The 18,370-nt window shown below is 64.9% G+C and carries 17 protein-coding genes and 1 pseudogene; 3 read left to right on the forward strand and 15 right to left on the reverse strand.

Going from position 1 to position 18,370, the window contains the following annotated elements; translation table 11 throughout:
* The 10 genes from GTH22_RS21380 to GTH22_RS21425 all read right to left on the reverse strand — a co-directional run bounded on the left by GTH22_RS21380 (position 1) and on the right by GTH22_RS21425 (position 8,911).
* Positions 1–1,374 (reverse strand): TrbI/VirB10 family protein, encoded by a 1,374-nt coding sequence (locus GTH22_RS21380; RefSeq protein WP_252947755.1) that lies wholly within the window; start codon positions 1,372–1,374, stop codon positions 1–3.
* Positions 1,371–2,066: a TrbG/VirB9 family P-type conjugative transfer protein gene (locus tag GTH22_RS21385; RefSeq protein ID WP_252947756.1), complete on the reverse strand. Its 696-nt coding sequence runs from the start codon at positions 2,064–2,066 to the stop codon at positions 1,371–1,373. The genes GTH22_RS21380 and GTH22_RS21385 overlap by 4 nt, the downstream gene beginning before the upstream one ends.
* Positions 2,067–2,068: 2 nt before the next feature.
* Complete coding sequence (locus tag GTH22_RS21390; protein WP_252947865.1) at positions 2,069–2,722, reverse strand: virB8 family protein; 654 nt, start codon at positions 2,720–2,722, stop codon at positions 2,069–2,071.
* Positions 2,723–2,833: 111 nt separating this feature from the next.
* Positions 2,834–3,607, reverse strand: a complete 774-nt coding sequence (locus GTH22_RS21395) for a type IV secretion system protein (RefSeq protein WP_252947866.1) — start codon at positions 3,605–3,607, stop codon at positions 2,834–2,836.
* A gap of 53 nt (positions 3,608–3,660) precedes the next feature.
* A complete protein-coding gene (locus tag GTH22_RS21400) occupies positions 3,661–4,806 on the reverse strand; it encodes a lytic transglycosylase domain-containing protein (protein ID WP_252947867.1) in 1,146 nt (381 codons plus the stop codon).
* Positions 4,807–4,975: 169 nt separating this feature from the next.
* Complete coding sequence (locus GTH22_RS21405; protein ID WP_252947757.1) at positions 4,976–7,339, reverse strand: type IV secretion system protein B4; 2,364 nt, start codon at positions 7,337–7,339, stop codon at positions 4,976–4,978.
* Positions 7,329–7,607, reverse strand: coding sequence for a VirB3 family type IV secretion system protein (locus GTH22_RS21410; RefSeq protein ID WP_252947758.1), 279 nt, complete (start codon positions 7,605–7,607; stop codon positions 7,329–7,331). Before GTH22_RS21410 ends, GTH22_RS21405 begins: the two co-directional genes overlap by 11 nt.
* A gap of 11 nt (positions 7,608–7,618) precedes the next feature.
* Entirely contained in the window at positions 7,619–7,909 is a 291-nt protein-coding gene (locus GTH22_RS21415; protein WP_252947759.1) for a TrbC/VirB2 family protein, read from the reverse strand.
* Positions 7,906–8,511: a lytic transglycosylase domain-containing protein gene (locus tag GTH22_RS21420; RefSeq protein ID WP_252947760.1), complete on the reverse strand. Its 606-nt coding sequence runs from the start codon at positions 8,509–8,511 to the stop codon at positions 7,906–7,908. Before GTH22_RS21420 ends, GTH22_RS21415 begins: the two co-directional genes overlap by 4 nt.
* A 43-nt stretch (positions 8,512–8,554) precedes the next feature.
* Positions 8,555–8,911 carry a hypothetical protein gene (locus tag GTH22_RS21425; protein ID WP_252947868.1) on the reverse strand — a complete coding sequence of 119 codons (357 nt, stop codon included), beginning with the start codon at positions 8,909–8,911 and terminating at the stop codon, positions 8,555–8,557.
* Positions 8,912–9,131: 220 nt separating this feature from the next.
* Between GTH22_RS21425 and GTH22_RS21430 the strand changes: the two genes are divergently transcribed.
* Complete coding sequence (locus GTH22_RS21430) at positions 9,132–9,371, forward strand: hypothetical protein (RefSeq protein ID WP_371928392.1); 240 nt, start codon at positions 9,132–9,134, stop codon at positions 9,369–9,371.
* A gap of 41 nt (positions 9,372–9,412) precedes the next feature.
* Here the strand turns inward: GTH22_RS21430 and GTH22_RS21435 are convergent, their stop codons facing one another.
* A complete protein-coding gene (locus GTH22_RS21435) occupies positions 9,413–10,522 on the reverse strand; it encodes an HPP family protein (protein WP_371928393.1) in 1,110 nt (369 codons plus the stop codon).
* 432 nt (positions 10,523–10,954) lie between these two features.
* Positions 10,955–11,671: a hypothetical protein gene (locus GTH22_RS21440; RefSeq protein WP_252947762.1), complete on the reverse strand. Its 717-nt coding sequence runs from the start codon at positions 11,669–11,671 to the stop codon at positions 10,955–10,957.
* Between the two features lie 469 nt (positions 11,672–12,140).
* On the opposite strand from GTH22_RS21440, the gene GTH22_RS21445 reads away from it, so the two are divergent.
* On the forward strand, positions 12,141–13,787 hold the full coding sequence (locus GTH22_RS21445; protein ID WP_252947763.1) for an RcgA family putative transporter: 1,647 nt from the start codon (positions 12,141–12,143) through the stop codon (positions 13,785–13,787).
* Positions 13,784–14,722, forward strand: a complete 939-nt coding sequence (locus GTH22_RS21450; protein WP_252947764.1) for an alpha/beta fold hydrolase — start codon at positions 13,784–13,786, stop codon at positions 14,720–14,722. The genes GTH22_RS21445 and GTH22_RS21450 overlap by 4 nt, the downstream gene beginning before the upstream one ends.
* Positions 14,723–14,849: 127 nt before the next feature.
* Here the strand turns inward: GTH22_RS21450 and GTH22_RS21455 are convergent.
* The 3 genes and pseudogenes from GTH22_RS21455 to GTH22_RS21465 form a co-directional block, all read right to left on the reverse strand.
* Positions 14,850–16,446 (reverse strand): annotated as a pseudogene (locus GTH22_RS21455) (electron transfer flavoprotein-ubiquinone oxidoreductase).
* Between the two features lie 75 nt (positions 16,447–16,521).
* Complete coding sequence (locus tag GTH22_RS21460; RefSeq protein ID WP_252947356.1) at positions 16,522–17,448, reverse strand: electron transfer flavoprotein subunit alpha/FixB family protein; 927 nt, start codon at positions 17,446–17,448, stop codon at positions 16,522–16,524.
* Positions 17,448–18,206, reverse strand: a complete 759-nt coding sequence (locus tag GTH22_RS21465) for an electron transfer flavoprotein subunit beta/FixA family protein (RefSeq protein WP_252947765.1) — start codon at positions 18,204–18,206, stop codon at positions 17,448–17,450. The genes GTH22_RS21460 and GTH22_RS21465 overlap by 1 nt, the downstream gene beginning before the upstream one ends.
* Between the last annotated feature and the right edge of the window lie 164 nt (positions 18,207–18,370).

The raw sequence follows: 18,370 nt of genomic DNA on the forward strand, positions 1-18,370 counted from the left end.
TCAGAAGATCTCCAGGTCGCGGTCGACCATCACGGTGACACGTGCACCGGGGTCGACCCGGATGACCGGCCCGAGGGAGAGGTAGTCACCGATGACGCTGTCGGTCGCATCGCTGAGATCACCGCCAATATCCTCGAGGACGCTGGCGGCATTCTCGTCGCCGACCTGGCCCGCAGCCATGCGCGGGGCGGCCGAGAGGATCGAGATCAGGGCAGCAGAGCCGAAGCGCTTGGCGAAGCGCGTATCGACCCGACCGGTGACGCCGGAGCGCCCGAGGGAGTCGCCGCCGAAGGCGCTGATCGTGATCGCCTGGTTCGACGGCAGGAGGATCCGGTCCCAAGCGATGGTCACGCGGCGTGCGCCAATCTCGGCCCCGGCCCGGTAGCGACCGATGAGGCGGGCGCCGCGCGGGATGAGCAGCCGGGTTCCGTCATGGCTGAAGACATCCTCGGAGATGACCGCCCGGGTCTGGCCGGGCAGGGAGCTGTCGAGCGCGGTCTCCATCACCGCCTGGATCATCGTGCCCTGGACGACAGTGTTCGAGGGGTTGGCGATCACCTCTGCCTGGGTGACCTCGGTGGGCCTGGCGCCGTTCAGCACGAAATCGGTCGCCGCGTCGAACATCGCCTCGGTGAGCTCGGTCTCTCCCGCAGTCGCCCCGCCGGTGCCGCCGAAGGCCAGGAGGGGCGAGCCGATCCGGCGCTCCTGGAAGGCCCGCTCCTCGGCCGCCCGGCGTTCGAGCTCGGCCAGCCGGCGCGCTTCCTCCTCCCGCGCCCGCAGCTCCTCCTCGCTCGGACCGGTCGGGGCGGGGGCGGGTTTCCGGGCCTCGAGCAGGGCGAGGTCGAGGTCCATGCGCAGTTGCCGCAGCTCGCGGTCGCGCGCGGCGAGTTCGTCCTGGAACGCGGTCTGGGCCGCCTCGGAGGCGGCCTGCAGGGCCGCGATCCGCGCTGTCAGCGCCTCGATCGCAGCGGCGGCCGCGTCATCGGTCTCGACACCGGAGGCCGGGGCGGTCTTCAACGCCTCGATCTCGGCCTGCAACGCGGCGATCTGCGCCAGCAGCTCGGCGTTGGGTTCGGCCGGTGCGGGTTCGACGAGGACGATCTCGGGCTCCGGAGCAGGGGGCGGGTCGAGGGGGGTGATCTCGCCGAAGCCGTCGCCCTCGGTCTGGAATTCGTCTGGGGTGGCCGTCGGCAGGGAAAGCTCGTCACCGGAGCGTGCGACGAAATACAGGACTGCGCCGCCCGTGAGGATCAACGCAACCACGAGCAAGGCCAGCCGCCTCCGCTGGCGCGGTTTGGCCGTCCGTTGTCGCGGGTAACCCTGTTCCAGGGCGGCCAGGCGGCGTTCGAGATCGGGGTTGGACGTGTCGCTCACGAGGTACCTCCCCGCGGCGAGGTCGCGGTGACGCAGACCACCTCATCGCCGAGCCGAAGGACCCACTCCGGGTTCACGCCGGAGACGCGGATGACGCCGTCCTCCACGGTCCCGGAATTGACGGTGCGCTCGCGACCCCTGGCGTGGCGGAAGATCGCCGGCACCGGCGCGTTCCGCAGGAAGGCAAAGTAGGTGAACGTGCCGTCATCCCAGATCCGTGTCGGGGTGAAGGCGGTCTTCGCGCTGACCGCGTAGTTCGCGTTCGGGGCGGCGCGGGCGATGGCGCCCGCGGGCCGGCGCGCGTCACCGGGGTAGCGGAACTGGACCACGTAGAAGGTCGGGGTCGAGACCTCGGTCACGTGGAAATAGTAGCTCCGCCGGTTGGTGTAGACCGTGACGTTGGTCCGGATGCCGCGGGCGAGCGGCTTGATCGCAAAGGCCCGCCCCCCGGGTACGCCGTCGATCTCGAAGCCCACGGTGTCGCCGGCGATGATCGAGCGGATGGTCTCGCCCGCGCCGAACTCCACCGTCGAGACATGGGTGAGCGAGACGCTGAGCCGGTAGACCTGGGCCTCCTGGTAGGTGGCGATGCGCACGCGGCTGTCATGCGGGCCGCTCCTCGGGATGGCCTCCGCAACGGCAAGGGTGGGCAGGAGCAGGAGTCCGAAGAGGAAAGGGCAGGGGAGGCGCATGGTCAATTCTCCAGCCTGTCGGATCGGATCGCGTACTCGGTGACGGTGAAGCCAAAGGGGTTCGCCCAGACCTCGTCGATGGTGCGGCGGGTCTCGGGGCGGAACTCGAAGAGGAGCGTGGCGGTGAAGAGGCCGGCCTGGACACCGTTGAGCGAGGTCAGGCGTTTCCGGAGCCGGACCGTGGCGCGCCGCGCGCCGATCCGGTTGATGCTGAGCACCTCGACTTCGAGGCGGGCGTTGGGTCCGTAAACCTTCGGGGGGTAGTCGGGGGAGGCGGAGGTCCAGAGGTCGCGGAGCGAGGCCTCGGCGGCGCGATCCGAACGGCCGAGCACGGAGCGGATGCGCAGATCGTTGTCGAGCTGGTTGTAGACCTCGCGATCGGTCACGTAGCGGAAAACCTCCGCCTCGATGACGGCGCGGTTCTCCGTCACCGTGGTGGCACCCACCGAGGCCTCGGGCAGGGCAACGCCGGTCTCGGGATCATAGGGGACCACGACGGGCGGGGGATCGACATCGAGCACCGAGACCGCGGCGGCCGCGAGGCACCCCAGGGCGCCGAAGATCAGGCCGGTGAGCCCCACGCGCTGCCAGAGATGCTCCCGGCGCAGCGCGCCGTAGACGAGTTCCTCTTCGAGGATGGCGGCCTCGTCGGCCAAGGGGCGGTCCTCCAGGCGGGACAATGCCTCGTGCCCCGCCCCCTTGCGGCCCATTGCATCATCTGACCAGGCGAAGAGATCGGTGGCACCCTCGGTCATCGTCCGGCCCCCTCAATCTGCCCGGAGCTCGGGCAGGGTGAACTCCATGAAGCGCTGTTCCTCGGCGATGGTGGCGGCATCGATGACACCCCCCGTTCCATCACCCACGGTCTGCACCGCCTCGAGCTGCCACAGCGCGACCAGCGCGATGGCAAGCTCGGCGGTGACGCGGGTGTTGAGATCGACGCTCTCCTTCAGCTCGTCCATGTCATCGATGAGCCCGACGAGCCGCTCGACGCGGGCCAGGCTTTGTCCGGCGTCATCGTAGCTGTTCTGGGCCGCGGCCGAGACCAGCGCGCCGGTCGTGGCCTGGGTGGCGACGCGCTCGGCGCCGGGGTTGCCGCTGCGCGCCATCTCCGAGAGCGTGTCCTCGTCGAAGCCCAGATCGGCGAGCACCCGGTCCATCTGGGTCTCGATCTCGGCCGCACCCGAGCCCCTGAGCTTGGAAAAATCACCGGTCTTGATCGCCTCGATGGTGGCCAGGATGTCGCCGAACTCCTGGTCGAGGAGCCCGTTCAGCTCTTCCTCCATTTCCGTGCGGAGGATCTCGGGGAGCTCGGCGAGGCCCGTGAGCGCCTCGTAGGTGCGCTGCAACTCCGCAAGCTGGTCCGTGAGGGTGGTCAGGTGCTTGCGGAGTTGCACGAGCTGCTCGTTCTGCAGCAGCTCATCCTCGATCATCTGCCGCAGTTGCGCGATGTTCTGGGCGATGTTCTGAGTATCGACCACCGGCACGCCCTGGGAAAGGGCAGGGGAGGGGGGCAAGCCGGCACCGAGCAGCCCGAGCATACAGGCCAGGGCAGCGGATCGGATCGGGAATCCGGGGGCAGGGCGGGCGGTCATCAGCGCAGCTCCTTCATCGTGAACTCCATGAACCTGTTCTCGGCCATGCGCGCGCTGGCCTGGGCGAGTTGGGCCGCGCTCGGCACCCGGGTGCGTGCCGCCTTCAGCCGGATCCGGGCGGCGACAAGGCGGGTCAGCTCCGCGCGGGCGTAGCTGTTCAGCGCGACGCTCTCCTGGACGTCCCGGGTCGTGCCGATCCGGGTGACGATGTCCTGGATCCGCAGCGCGGCCTGCCGGATCGCGATCGGTGCCCTGCTGCCGTAGAAAGCCGCCCCGACGCTGGCGAAGGAGAGCTCTGCATTGGCGAGCAGCACGGGATCGATGGTGCCGAGCGCCTCGATGCCGCCGATGCGCGCGAGGTAGAGGTTGTAGCGTTCGGGGATGACCCGGACGTAGTGCTGCGTCTCGGCGAAGGGCGGCACGCCACCGTATTCCAGCACGCGTCCGGGCCCGGCGTTGTAGGCGGCCAGCGCGTTGACGATGTTGCCGTCAAAGGTCGCGAGCTGGGCCGCGAGATAGCGTGCGCCGCCCTCGACCTGCAGATAAGGGCTGTCGTAATAGGCGGGGTTGATACCGAGATCGCTCGCTGTGCCGGGCATGATCTGGGTGAGGCCGAAGGCCCCGACCGGCGAGCGCGCGCCGATGGAGAAGCGGCTTTCCTGCCAGATCAGCGCCTGGAGAAGCGCGCGCCACTGGACGACCGAGAGACCGGCCCGCCCGACCCCAGGCCTCCCGTGGGTTTCCCGGGCGACCCGGATGATCAGCTGCTCGACGTTCTCCGCCGCATCCCCGAACATCTGTGCCCCGGCGGGGTTGGGATCGAGCTCGGCCGATCCGTAGACCGCAAGGGCGCTGCGCTCCGCGTCGCCGCTGCCCGCCTCCAGCTCCGAGACCATGCCCGTAAACCCTGCGCCGTCGAAGCTGGTCTGGGCGGCGAGGATCCTGCGCAGGACAGCGAGCTGTTCCTGCTCGATCGCGGCCAGTTCCTCCCTGAGGGTCAGCTTCTGGCGCTGGCGCGCGAGGTCGGCCTCCCGGTCGCCGGTCTCGACGATGTCACGCGCGGTCAATCCATGGTCCGCGACCGGGACACCCTGGGCGACGACTGGCCCGGTGGACAGGCCAAGGAAGGTGATGAGAAGGCGCAACCCGGTCACGGTGCACCTCCCGTGTCTCCCGGTCCGGCAAGAACAGTAAAGGTGCAGTCTCCCGCGCCGGGCCCGCGGGAGGCGACCTCGAAGCAATTGGCGCGCGGCTCCCGGTAGGGTGAGCAGGCGGCCAGCAGGCAGAGGGCAAGGAGGAGCGGGGCAGGGCGGATCATCCGAGCCTCCAGAAGTCCGGGCGGCTGCGATAGTCGGGCCCGACCAGCTCTTCGCCCTTTTCCATGCCGCCGAGGATGGTGAGGAGAGGCCCGAGGGCCGAGAGGTCCGCATCGACGACGATCGAGCCGGTGTCATCGCGGATGAGCGCCAGTCGGCTATGGCTGCCGGTGTTCAGCAGCACGTCGAGTTCCTTCTCGCCTAGGTTCAGCATCGCGTAATCCGCAGCCTGGGCGCGAATGTTCGGAAGCAGCACCTGGGTCGGCACCGCCTCGACGATGGTCTTGCCGGTCCGCGTGCGCTCGAGCTGGCTCGCGTATTGCGTCATCATCACCGCGACGGTGTTCTGCTTCCGGGCGGTCACCAGCCAGTTCGAGAGCCGTTCCGCAAAGTAGGGGTTGTCGAGCGCCTTCCAGGCCTCGTCGACCACGATGAGGGTCGGGCGCCGGTCCTCGATCTCGCGCTCGACGCGGCGGAAGAGGTAGGAGAGCACCGCCATCTGTTCCTTCTCGCTCTCGCTGTCGAGGATCCCGGTCAGATCGAAGCCCACCACGTCGCCCTCAAGCGAGAAGCTGTCCTCGAGGCCCTGGCCGAAGATCCAGCCGTAGCGACCCTCGGCGGTCCATTCCAGCAGCCGCTCGTGCAGGTCGCCCGCGTCATCGGTCGAGACGAAGAGCGAGGCAAAATCCGCCCAGTTTCGCAGGGCGGGGCTCGCGGCACCCGCGTTCTGACGCACCACCTCCTGGATCCGGTTGGCCTGCGCGGGGCTGAGCGGCTTGTCGGGCCGATGCAGCAGCGTGCCGAGCCAGTCCGAGAGCCAGGCCATGCCGCGGGCGTCGATCTCGCTCCAGAGCGGGTTGAGCCCGGTCGGCTGTCCCGGTTTGACCGAGGCGTAGCGCCCGCCGTTGGCGCGCACCGCCATCTCCATGCCGAGCCGGTAGTCGAAGACGAAGACCCGCGCACAGGTGCGGCGGGCTTGGGTCATCAGGAAGGCCGCGAGCACCGACTTGCCCGAGCCGGGCCGGCCCAGGATGAGGGAGTGCCCGCCGGTGGGCTCGGCGGTGGGCGATCCCTGCTCGTGGAAGGAGAAGCGGTAGGCGCTGCGCTCGGGGGTCGGAAAGAGCGTGATCTCCTGGCCCCAGGGGAGCTGGTGCTTGGCCTTGCCGAGTTGGGTGCGGTGGAGTGCGGCGAAATCCGCGAAGTTGCGGTTGGTGACCGCGCTGGCACGCACCCGCATGCGCTGGTTGCCGGGATGCTGGCTGAAGTAATGCGCCTTCGCCGCGATCCGCTCTCCGATCATCTTCACCCCCTCGGCGGCAGCCGCGTTGACGATCTCCGCGCCGAGGCTCTGCAGCTCCTCTGCCGTGTCGCAGAAGAGCGTGACGACCATGTGGTGATCCCCGAAGCTCTGCCGCCGGGCCTCGAGGTCGTCATGCGCGATGTCGAGCGCTTCGAGCAGCGAAAGGGCGGCGTCCTGGGAGGCCTGCATCTGGCGCTTCTGGCGCCGGATCCTTCCCGCCATGAGGTTCGAGTTGATCGGGGTGAAGGACTGGGCGACGATCATGTCCACGGGCAGGCCCAGCATGTCGAACATGGTGCAGGTGGTGCCCTCGGGATATTCCGCGATGGTGAAGCTCCGGCCGACGCGGGATCCTGCCACCCCGCCCGAGAGCACGAAATGGTCCTCGAGGAAGGTCACGCGGGTGTTGGCGACATTCCAGGAGAGGAACCCGAAGCGCCCCGCCGGGTAGAGCGGAAGCTCGCGCCCGGTGTTGAGCGCGCCGAGAAACCCGAGGAGTTCGCCGGAACCCGCGGAGAGCAGGCGAGGCGTGAGTTCGGCGAGGCCCGAGCTGAAGACCTGGACGGCGTCTCCGAGGCGCCGGAGGCGTTTGCGGGTCTGCGCCTGCAGGCGGTCCGACGCGCGGGCTGCGAGGAACCTCGCGAGGCTCTTCGGCGGCACCCGGTGGAGGATGGTCAGGGTGAGTGTCTTGTCCCGGAGCCGGCTGTCCGCGAGCCTCTTGCGCCAGGCCGTATCCACCGCCGCCGCGAACCCGTCGCCCTCCACCGGCAGCAACTCGGGGGTGATCGCCTTCGAGACCTTGTGCACGTAGTAGCTGAACTCCGGCCCGAGCTGGGCGATGAGCCGGGCAAAGAGGGCGGTGATCTTGTCGAGATGGGCGTCATCGGTGGTCTGGCTGTTGACGCCGCCGATCCGGATGCACTGGAAGAGTTCGTTGGTCCGGGTCCGCACCGTGTGATCGTCAACGAGGCTGATGTAAGGAAGCATATGGGCGAGGTGGCGCTCGCGCCTGTACCACTCGGGCAGGAGGCTGCGGGGGTCTTCCAACGTGTCACGGGGCATAGCTGTCTCCGCTGTGGCGATGCCGGTTCCGCGTCGGCGGGGTCTCCTGGAAGGCGGTCATCATCACGTCGATGAAGCGTGGGTCCCAGTCGGCGGCCTTCCAGAGGAGCGGGTAGAGCACCGCGGCGAAGCTCAGCACCGTCAGGTGCTGGATCCAGACAAAGAGCAGGACCGAGCCGAAGAGCCAGACCATGGCGTAGAGGATTGGCAGGCCGAGGAGCTTCGGCGGGCGGACGAGGCCCAGGAAGAGGGGAGAGCGCTCGGCCACGGCCCCCGTCCTCACGCGCCGAAGACGGCGGCAACGATGGTGGGCGCCGCCGCGACGCCCGCAATCCCAACCAGCACCCAGAGGGCCTGGCGCAGGTCGATGATGTTGAAGAACCAGCTGAGGAAGACCCCGAGCACCGCAAGCGTGGCGATGACGACGCCGAGGGGCCCGGTCAGCGCATCTACGATGCCTTGAAGGAGCTCCTGGATCGGCGAAAGATCGATGCTCTGAGCCTGCGCCGGCCGGGAGCCAAGCCCGAACAGGGCCAGGGGCGCGAGGAGGAGACGGGGCGTTCGGGTCATTCGGAAGCTCCTTTCAGCCGCTGGACGACGGCAAGCACGCGCTGGACGTGGGTGCGGGTTTCCCGGTAGTGCGGGATGCCGGCGTGACGGCGAACGGCCTCGGGCCCGGCATTGTAGGCGGCGAGTGCGAGACGCGCGTCGCCGAACTCGGCCAGCATCATCGCGAGGTAACGTGCGGAGCCGTCGAGGTTCTGGTGGACATCATGCGGATCGACCCCGAGCTGCCGCGCGGTCGCGGGCATCAGCTGGCCGAGGCCGATGGCGCCGACGTGGGACAGGGCCCGGGGGTTGTAGCCGCTCTCCACCTCGATGTTGGCGCGGTAGAGCGTCATCCAGTCGGTCGCCGAGAGCCTCGCCGCGCGAGGGCCGGCATGTCCCGCGTAACGCAGCGCCGTGGCTTCGATGGCGGACAGGACGTTGGGGTGGGGCAAGGGGGACCGCAACCTTTGGGAGTTTCTACGAGAGCCCTTGGTCACAAAGGTCGCAGCCTGCGGCACCTCTGGGTCCGCCTCGAGGCCCACGCCATCCACATAGGTGCGGGCAAAAGACGTCTGGGATTGCGAGGCCTGGAGAGCCCCGCTTGCGCCCATGAGCAGGACCATCTCGGCTGACGCGGCAGGTGCGAGCAGGGAAAAGAGGAGGGCGCTAAGCCCGAGCGGCAGCGATTTCTTCGGGTGAGAGCCTGTGCACCGTTCTCTGCCCTTCTTCCAGCGGTATATCGGCATGGGAGAAACCGATGCCCTGCAGGAAAGAGATGACGCCGGTGACGGTCTTGATCTCGCGAATCTTGATGTCGTTGTGAGACGTGCGTGTCCGGGCCGTGACCAGGAGTTTTTCGACGCCTTCGTCGCTGACCACGCGCATGATCCAGACCCCGTGCCAGTTCGGGCCCTTCCGGTAGGCGCCGGACTTGCAGAGGACTTCCACGCGATAGCCGTGCTCGGCCAGATCGCGGAACCTGGGCTCGGTGACCACATTTGGGGCTTCTTTGTCTAGGTCCATCACCCGGATCACGTTCTCCACAAAGACCATGACCGGGCATCAGGAGGTGATACCCAGTCAATACGATAATATAGCATTGACCGCAAGCTATATTATCGACTATTTCGATGCATGGCGGTCACGCAGACATCAGCTATGTGCCATGGGCCCACTCAAGGAGTCTAGGGGGCGGGGGGATCGCCCGCGGCTGTCGGTATGTGGCAGAAGGGCGATTGTCGGCTTGCTCCTGGGGGCTTGGAGTTCCGCCGAGGCATGCGTTCCGCCCCAGCGCCCCTATGTGCCGGCGGACCGTGACGCTGTCCGCAGCTACGCCCCGATCCTCAAGGGCGATTTCGAGGGCTACTTCGCGGACATTCAGCGCTACTTCCGCTGCCTCGACGAGGAGCGGGCACGGGCCTTCGAGGAAGCGCGGGAGGTGAGCCAGGACTACGGGAGGTTCCTGGAGGCCCTCGGCGAGTGAGTGTCTGAAGCGGTCTGAACGATCCGCATTTGACGAAAGCCTCAGGATGAGGGCAGGGCACCCGGCTGCGGGGCGCGTTCGCCCCTGACCATCGTCCGCGCCATCGCGGCGATGAGGTCGGTCCTGGTGACGATCCCGACCAGCACCCCGCGACGGAGGACCGGGACCGCGTCGACATCCCCGACCGCCATCAAAGGCACCAGCGCGCTCACCGGTGTGTTCGTCGTGGCGCGTGGCCCGGCCACGCTCATGATGTCACCGGCCCGCACAGGCTTGTCGCGCTCCGGATCGAGCAGGCGTCTCAGGGCCGGTACGAATCGGCGATCGAGGCGGAGCGCATCCTCGCGCGCTCGGCTGATGAGATGGATCTGGAAGATGACCCCCAGGAACCTGTCACCCGGTCCGACCACGGGAAGCGACGTGAAGCGATGTCGGCGAAACAGATCGGCCACATCCACCAGCGCGGTGTCGGTGGTCACGGTCACCAGGTCCTTGGACATGATGTCGGCAGTGGTCGTGGCGCCTGTCTCATGGGAGGCCGCCTGCACCTCGGCTGCAGCGATCAACCGGGCGAGGCCTTCCACGCCGAGGTTGAAGGACTGCCTGTAGCGGTCGAGGATGGAGCTCAGGTCCTCCATGCTCAGGCCCAGCCGTTCGACGGGGGCGACATCCTCGGTGCCGTGCGGTCCGGGGTCCTCGAACTGGCGGAAGGGGTAGCGGCGCCCGGTAAGCCGCGCGTAGCCGATGGCGACCAGCACAAGCGCAGTTGTTCCCGCCGCGATCGGCATGAGCGCAAACCAGAAGCCGAGACTGTCGATCGCGCCGGAAGAGAGCGCCGCGGTCATCGCCACGGCACCGGCAGGTGGGTGGAGCGCCCGGCACATCATCATGGTGCTGATCGCCAGGCCGACGGAGAGGACGACCCGGGCGAGCGGATCTGCGATGAGCAGGCACACCGCAACCGCGACCAGAGCCGCAACGGTATTGCCGACGATGGCGGACCATGGCTGTGCCAGTGGGCTGTTCGGCACTGCGAAAAGGAGGACCGAGGTGGCCCCGAAAGGCGCCACGAGATACATCCCCCACGCCGGATCGACCTGCGGCGACAAAAGGAACAGCCCGGTCAGGCCCAGGCCGACGATGGCTCCCAATCCGGCCCGCAGGGCCTCAGTACCGTGAACACGGGCAACCGTGGGGCCAAACGCCCTGATAGAATCCACGCAGATCACCCTTTCATTGTCTGCGCAAATTTTCAGCGTTCCGCGCCGATTTCAAGCCCTGTGTCGGCCGCGCCTAGTCTGCAACTGAGTGCTTGATGGAGCGAAGCCAAGATTTGAGTATGCGTCGTTCGTTCGGAAGCCACACCTTGAACTTCGTGGGCCGAACCAGATGGCTGAGCGTTGGCCGTGATCGATCAACTTGCGTTTCCTGTGACAGACCCACAGTCTGAGGAAAAGTGGCCTTACATCATAGTAACGGCAGCGATCTGAAAGGGGTGAGGAGTTTCCAACGAGGGAATGTCTGAGCGCGGTCGGTTGGTTATTGCCGCCTTCGGCCGTTCCCGCGCTATTCTTCGGTTCGGCTCAATAGTTCACCTGTTCGAAGCCGTAACCGCCCGATGCGTCGAGCCAATCCACGAATACGGAACGATGTTCTACGGTAGGGCAGGACTTGCCCCAGTGATGAAGACCTCTATGGGCCGGAGGGAGAGCTCGCGGTGACGATGGCTTCCAGGAAAAGTCCCCTTGCAAGCCGTAGGTGCCGAGAGCAACCGACGCGCTGCGATTGCAATCCCCGTGCTTGTCGGCTTCGCGCTGACGCGCATAGCGCACATGGTAAACTCTGATCGAGCGCACGAAGTCAAAGGCAGGGTCGCTGATGTCGATGTCTGCCTGGTCACCGGTTCGCAGGAGGAGGAGATCTGCAGGCAGTGAATTGGATGGAATTTGCCGAACGTCGAGTTGCGCGTCCGACGCTTGCGTTTCCGTAGCGCTCAGAAGGGCAGGGGGCTCGGCCGGAGACTGTCCATGCGCCCCTAACCGGATTTCGATAAGGGGGGCGTGGCCGCGCGCGGGATCCCCGCCCCCGTAGCTCGCACGCATTGGGCACCGCCAGATCTGCAAGGGCGGCTCGACGGGCAATGGCGTGATCCGTCGGATGAATTCTGCCTTTGCTCGGGCGCAGGGAGCAGATGCCGGCCAGCCACCGGAGAGGCACAGAAGGATGGCGCAGTCGATCGGGTAGGCCTGGGCTCGGGCGTCATTTGTCGGTGTCACAACGGCAGTGATTGCGAGCGCCATAGCCGAAGCACATCGAAGGAATGTCCTAAACATTGCAAAGCCTTCCAAACATGGTCCTGTCCTGGTCACGCGCAACCAATACTATACTAATGATGCTTAACCTATACTTAAGTAGAGGTTCTCCACATGATTTCCATCATGCACGGCGAGTGCGACTTGATGCAGAGTCTTCGTAGACAACGTCTCCCCGTGGTCGGTCCATCCAGAAGAAGGCTTGTTCACCCGTGTTCCACTCGTAAAGCCATCCAACGGCAACTCGAGAGGTTCGGTCGAGGATCCGACCCACGGCCCGTGCCTCAAGCCTTTGCTGTACATCGTACATCGAAGCGTTTTCCACAGCTTTCCCCCTTCATGATCACCTTGGGTGTGAGCCGGTCTTTCTTGCACCGAGCACATCGTCAGGCTGTATCCTGCGTTGAGATAGAATCACGAAACGATCCGAACCGAGACGAACACGAACGAAACGGAGATGCCGAAGCCGTTGATTAAGAACGGAAAATATTATGTCCCGCCGCCGGACGATGGCGCTGATTTCAAGGCCATGTTTCAGCGAGTGGTTGCCGCCGGAGCTGGTCGTCCGGTTGACCGGGCCGGGTTTCCCCTCAGTCAGTGGACCCCTGAGTTGTTGGCCGAGGCCATATCGAGCATCGACATCAATCGCGCGGCCGTTGATCTCCGGACTGTACAGCTTTGGTTTCAGGACAATGAAAGAGGCATCAGCGCCGACAACATCCGCTGGCTCGCGCGCATCTTTGGATGTGGTGATCCCGATGCGTCGGGCGCGTGGCAGGTGGAGATTAGTGCGGCGAACAGAAGGCTTGCAGCCAAACGCAAGCGCAAATCGTTCGCCCAATTTACAGAGGACATGCCGTCAGTGGGCAGGATTGATCAGACCGGCTTACAGTCCGATCTGGCTGGCAAACTGGAAGGCGGTGGGCGCGGCGATCATGAACGGAGCCTGGCAAAGGTTGCCGAAGCTCTGTTCATTGGCACAGGGTCACTGACCTTGCCGATCGCGATCTGGACCATCGGCGGACTGCTTTGGCTACTAACTTACATCGTGGGGGTTCACTCGGTCACCTATAGCCCGATTGAGGGAATTGCAAAGCAAGTCGGCTTCCTCTGGGCTCCGAGCTGGACGCTGGACAGGATGCTCTTCATTGCGCTTTGCAGCATGTCGGTGTCTGGGACCCTGACCTACTGGAAGGAGCAGCGCCGTCAGCTAGAGAGGTCCGGAGGTACTGGTTCCGGGGCAAACGGCCCGTGGGCCGACAAGCTCAGAAACTTTGAGCCATCCTTTTGGACGTTGCTGTTCGTGTGCGTGGTGATCGTGTTCCTGGTGCAATGGACCGGCGTGTATCTGCGTCCTCTTATGCGCGGCACTATTGGCCGCGCGATGGTCGATTGGATCATCGTGGCTCTTGTGAGGCCGGATGTTGTAACTGTTTTGGAAGCGGTCGCTCTTTCTGGGCTCGCCAACCTGTACTCCGGCTTCGTCTATTGGTGCTACTTTTGCGGCCTGCTGTTGCTATACTTGGTGGCGAGCGACTACCGTGACATCGGCACCGACCTAAACCTCCACAAAAGTCGTGAAGATCAGGTCGTGCTCCTCAGAACCGGTGGGAAGATCCTATCCGGCATTTACCGGAGCGTTGTTCTCGGGTTGTTGGCAGCTACTTCGATAAAGCTCAACGCGGTCTACCTGATTTCAGATGCAGACAACCTCCTGTCGTGGCTCATCAACGACACTCTCGATTTGTCAGGGGCCGGGGACACAGGATGGGGATGGCTTGAAGGAAGCCCTTCAGCGTTCATGACCAGCTTCTTCGTGCTATTCATCACCTGTTTTACCTTCTTCATCAGCCTTATGAAAATCACGCAGGTCTTTGATGTCGCCCTGCGATCAAATGCGACGGCTGGCTCCGGGCACGAACGCCGGACCGAAGATCTAGTGAGGGTCACCCGAAATGCGGGGCGAAGCATGGCTGGAGTGGTCCTCGTTCTCGCAGCCAATTTCTTTCTGATCGGACAGTTTCGCGGATTCTCCGTTGTTCTGCTGGGCAGTGTTTCGGTCGCATTGGTCAGCATGGTCAAAACGCGTTGGAGACAGACATGATGGAAACAGCACCGTTCTATGCTGAAATTGCGGAAGCCCCGCCCGATACCGCTGCATACTGGGTCCGCGCGGAGGATGGCACAAAACTCCGGGTGGCACAGAGTCTCTCCGATGGGCCGGAGAAGGGTACTATCCTGGTGTTTCCAGGGCGAACGGAGTTTATCGAAACCTTCGGTCGGACGATGGAGGAGTTTGCGGTGCTCGGCTACTCGACACTAGTCCTCGATTGGCGTGGTCACGGTCTTTCCGACCGCATCGCCCATGATCCGCAGCTTGGCCACGTCGGGCGGTTTTCCGACTATCAGCTCGACGTCGCGGCAATGGTTCAAGCTGCTCGTCAGCTTGGAATGCCCGAACCTTGGTATCTGCTTGGAAACTCCATGGGGGCGTGTATCGGGCTTCGGGCCCTTATCGATGGGTTGCCTGTATCCGCCTGCGCCTTTTGTGCGCCGATGTGGGACATCAAGCTATCACTGATGGCTCGCCTGCTCGCATGGCCCGTAAGCTGGGCCGCGTCTGTCACTGGCAAGGGTGAACGATACGCACCCGGACATTCAGGCGAGAGTTATATCCTAAGCGTGGACTACCCAAGTAACCGACGCACGAACGATGAAGGCATGTATCGGTACATGGTCCGACAGGCCGAAGCTGCACCTGAGCTGCACACCGGAGGCCCGAGCATGACGTGGCTGCACCAGGTCTTGCGAGAAAGCAGGAAACTCTCCAAAGCCCCATCGCCGAACTTGCCATGCATAAGCTTTTGCCCTGAGGAAGACGCACTCGTAAGCCTACCTGCCGTCCAGAGCCGGATGGCACGCTGGCCCGAGGGTACGCTCGAGTTCATTCCCGGTGCGAAGCACAATCTATTGCTGGAAGAGGCAAAGATACGCGGGCGCATCCTCGCCAAGATCTGCGACGTTTTCGAAAGAGCATAGGAGACGGATAGAACTTGATCTTCCCGCGTCGGGAAGGGCGCTCCGAGCGGCAAAGGAAGGTCACCCATAAGTAATGTTATGCGTATTATACCACTGTGCGCGACGACCAACGTACGAGCAAGTGCACTCACATGTTCGGGTAGTTCGGCCCGTCGCCGCCCTGGGGCACGGTCCAGTTGATGTTCTGCGGCGGGTCCTTGATGTCGCAGGTCTTGCAGTGCACGCAGTTCTGGAAGTTGATCACGAACTCCGGGCTGCCGTCCTTCTCCACCACCTCGTAGGCGCCGGCAGGGCAGTAACGTTGCGCCGGCTCGGCGAATTGCAGAGTGAACTGGATCGGAACGCTCGGATCCTTCAGCTTCAGGTGGCAGGGCTGGCTTTCCTCGTGGTTCGTCATCGAGAACGACACGTTGGTCAGCCGGTCGAAGCTCAGTTTGCCATCCGGCTTGGGGTAGTCGATCGGGGTGTGGTCGGCCGCGAGCCCGGTGGCCTCGGCATAATTCCTGCCATTACCCATGGTGCCGAAAAAGCTGAACCCGAAGAGGTTGTTCGTCCACATGTCGAGCCCGCCATGCCCGAGCGACGGCCAGAGCCCCCACTTCGACCACATCGGCTTCACGTTCCGCATCTTCTTAAGGTCGGCGCCAATCGAGCCCCGCCTGGATCGCCTCCCACGCGGCCTCCGCGGCGGCCTTGCCCGAGAGCATCGCGTTGTGGTTGCCCTTGATCCGCGGCACGTTGACCATGCCCACCGAGCAGCCCAGCAGCGCCACGCCCGGCGCCACCATCTTCGGCATCGACTGGTAGCCCCTCTCGGAATTCGCCCGCGCGCCATTGGCCACGCGTATGCCGCCCTCCAGCAGCTCCGCCACCATCGGGTGATGTTTGAACCGCTGGAACTCCATGTAGGGGAAGAGATAGGGGTTCTTGTAGTTCAGGTGCACCACGAAACCCACGTAAACCTAATTGTTCTCAAGATGATAGATGAAGCTGCCGCCACCAGCGTTGCCGCCCAGCGGCCAGCCCATCGTGTGGGTCACCGTGCCCTCGCGGTGCTTGGCCGAGTCGATCTCCCAGATCTCCTTTATGCCCAGCCCGTATTTTTGCGGCTCCTTGCCCTCGGCCAGCCCGTACTTGCCGAACACTTCTTTGGCGAGCGGGCCCCGCACGCCTTCGCTGAGGAACACTTACTTCCCGTTCAGCACCATCCCCGGCTCGTAGCCGTCGCCCTGGGTGCCATCGGGGTTCTTGCCGAACTCGCCGGCCACTACGCCCTTCACCCGGTCGCCCTCGTAGACCAGCTCGCTGCACGCCATGCCAGGGAACACCTCGACCCCCTGCGCCTCGGCCTGCTCCGCCATCCAGCGGCAGACGTTGCCCATGGAAACGATGTAGTTGCCGTGGTTGTTTATCAGCGGCGGCATGGGCGTGTTGGGCACCCGCAGCGCGCCCTCCTCGCCGAGAATGTAGGAGTTGTCCTTCGTCACCGGCACGTTCAGCGGCGCGGCCTTCTCCTTCCAGTCGGCGATGAGCGCATCGAGGCCCGACGGGTCCAGCACCGCCCCCGAGAGGATATGCGTCCCCATCTCCGAGCCCTTCTCCAGCACCACCACGTCGAGATCCGCATCGAGCTGCTTGAGCCGGATCGCCGCAGAAAGCCCCGCCGGACCGGCCCCCACGATCACCACGTCGTAGTCCATGGATTCGCGTTCGATCTCGGCCATGGGGCATTCCTTTGCTCACTTTTCCGCCTCGGTCCAGCAAGGCCAGATCTGGAGCGAACGTGTTTTCGGCCCTGCTCAGAGCTTTTCGATCAGCTCCGGCACCGCAGTGAAGAGGTCTGCGACGAGGCCGTAGTCGGCGACCTGGAAGATCGGGGCCTCTTCGTCCTTGTTGATCGCCACGATCACCTTGGAGTCCTTCATGCCCGCGAGGTGCTGGATCGCGCCGGAGATGCCGACCGCGACGTAGAGGTCGGGGGCGACCACCTTGCCGGTCTGGCCGACCTGCCAGTCGTTCGGGGCGAAGCCGGAGTCGACCGCGGCGCGCGAGGCACCCACGGCGGCGCCGAGCTTGTCGGCGAGCTTCTCGATCAGCGCGAAGTCCTCTTCCGAGCCCACGCCACGGCCGCCGGAGACGACGATGCCGGCGGAGGTTAGCTCGGGGCGGTCGCTCTCGGCCACCTTGTCTTCGACCCATTCGGAGAGGCCGGGGTTGTCGGCTGCGGAGGCGGTTTCGACTGAGGCCGAACCGCCCTCACCGGCGGCGTCGAAGGTGGAGGTTCGGAAGGTGATAACCTTCTTTTCATCCTTCGACTTCACGGTCTGGATCGCGTTCCCGGCGTAGATCGGACGCTCGAAGGTGTCGGCGTCGACAACGCCGGACACGTCCGAAAGGATCATCACATCGAGCAGGGCGGCGACGCGGGGCATCACGTTCTTTGCATCGGTCGTGGCGGGGGCGACGATGTGCGAGTAGTCACCCGCAAGCGAGACGATCAGCGCGGCGGTCGGCTCGGCAAGACGGTGGCCCAGCGAAGCGTCTTCGGCGACGAGCACCTCGGCCACGCCGTCAATCTTGGCAGCGGCCTCACCGGCGGCAGAGGCAGAGGCCCCGGCGCAGAGCACGGTCACATCACCCAGAGATTTGGCAGCAGAGACGGCCTTGGCGGTGGCGTCCATCGCCAGCTCGCCATCGGTCACTTCGGCAAGAAGGAGAACAGCCATCAGATAACCCCCTTTTCTTTGAGTTTCGCCACCAGCGCATCGACATCGGCCACGATCTCGCCTGCCTGGCGGGTTTCGGGCTCGGAGGTTTTCACCACTTCGAGGCGCGGGGAGACGTCGACGCCGTAGTCGGCGGCGGTCTTTTCGTCCAAGGGCTTCTTCTTGGCCTTCATGATGTTGGGCAGCGACGCGTAGCGCGGCTCGTTGAGGCGCAGATCGACGGTGACGATGGCGGGCATCTTCACCTTGATGGTCTGCAGGCCGCCATCGACCTCGCGGGTCACAACGGCGCTGTCCCCCTCGACCTTCACCTCGGAGGCGAAGGTGGCCTGGCTCCAGCCGAGCAGGGCCGAAAGCATCTGGCCGGTGGCGTTCATGTCGTTGTCGATCGCCTGCTTGCCGGCGAGCACGAGGCCCGGCTGTTCTTCTTCGACGACCTTGGCGAGGATCTTGGCGACGGCGAGCGGCTCGATGTCCTGATGCACATCATCGGCGGCCACGACCAGGATCGCCCGGTCGGCGCCCATGGCGAGTGCGGTGCGCAGCGTTTCCTGAGCCTGTTTCACGCCGATCGACACGGCGATCACCTCGTCGGCGGTTCCGGCCTCTTTCAGCCGGATCGCCTCTTCGACGGCAATCTCGTCGAAGGGGTTCATCGACATCTTCACATTGGCAAGATCGACACCGCTTCCGTCCGATTTGACACGGACCTTCACGTTGTAGTCGATCACCCGTTTCACAGGCACAAGCACCTTCATTTGCACGGTCCTTATAGTTTCGGGTGGTCGCAGGCTATGCAGACCCCGACAGTGTTTCGTTGTGGTGATCCCGCCTCCAGCGGAACGAAGTGAGGTCGCATGTCGCAATCGGTGTCAGACCACTGGACTCAATCCTACCTAAGCGCAAGGCAGCCTCCCGGGCA

This window comes from Oceanicola sp. 502str15, assembly GCF_024105635.1.
Lineage (GTDB): Bacteria > Pseudomonadota > Alphaproteobacteria > Rhodobacterales > Rhodobacteraceae > Vannielia.

Bases quoted from the DNA above. Each gene is read 5' to 3' on its own strand.
- GTH22_RS21440 (WP_252947762.1), bottom strand. From the start codon at position 11,671: ATGGCGCTCGCAATCACTGCCGTTGTGACACCGACAAATGACGCCCGA.
- GTH22_RS21465 (WP_252947765.1), bottom strand. From the start codon at position 18,206: ATGAAGGTGCTTGTGCCTGTGAAACGGGTGATCGACTACAACGTGAAG.
- GTH22_RS21405 (WP_252947757.1), bottom strand. From the start codon at position 7,339: ATGCCCCGTGACACGTTGGAAGACCCCCGCAGCCTCCTGCCCGAGTGG.
- GTH22_RS21445 (WP_252947763.1), top strand. From the start codon at position 12,141: ATGCCGAAGCCGTTGATTAAGAACGGAAAATATTATGTCCCGCCGCCG.
- GTH22_RS21385 (WP_252947756.1), bottom strand. From the start codon at position 2,066: ATGCGCCTCCCCTGCCCTTTCCTCTTCGGACTCCTGCTCCTGCCCACC.
- GTH22_RS21460 (WP_252947356.1), bottom strand. From the start codon at position 17,448: ATGGCTGTTCTCCTTCTTGCCGAAGTGACCGATGGCGAGCTGGCGATG.
- GTH22_RS21450 (WP_252947764.1), top strand. From the start codon at position 13,784: ATGATGGAAACAGCACCGTTCTATGCTGAAATTGCGGAAGCCCCGCCC.
- GTH22_RS21415 (WP_252947759.1), bottom strand. From the start codon at position 7,909: ATGACCCGAACGCCCCGTCTCCTCCTCGCGCCCCTGGCCCTGTTCGGG.
- GTH22_RS21420 (WP_252947760.1), bottom strand. From the start codon at position 8,511: ATGGTCCTGCTCATGGGCGCAAGCGGGGCTCTCCAGGCCTCGCAATCC.
- GTH22_RS21395 (WP_252947866.1), bottom strand. From the start codon at position 3,607: ATGCTCGGGCTGCTCGGTGCCGGCTTGCCCCCCTCCCCTGCCCTTTCC.
- GTH22_RS21425 (WP_252947868.1), bottom strand. From the start codon at position 8,911: ATGGACCTAGACAAAGAAGCCCCAAATGTGGTCACCGAGCCCAGGTTC.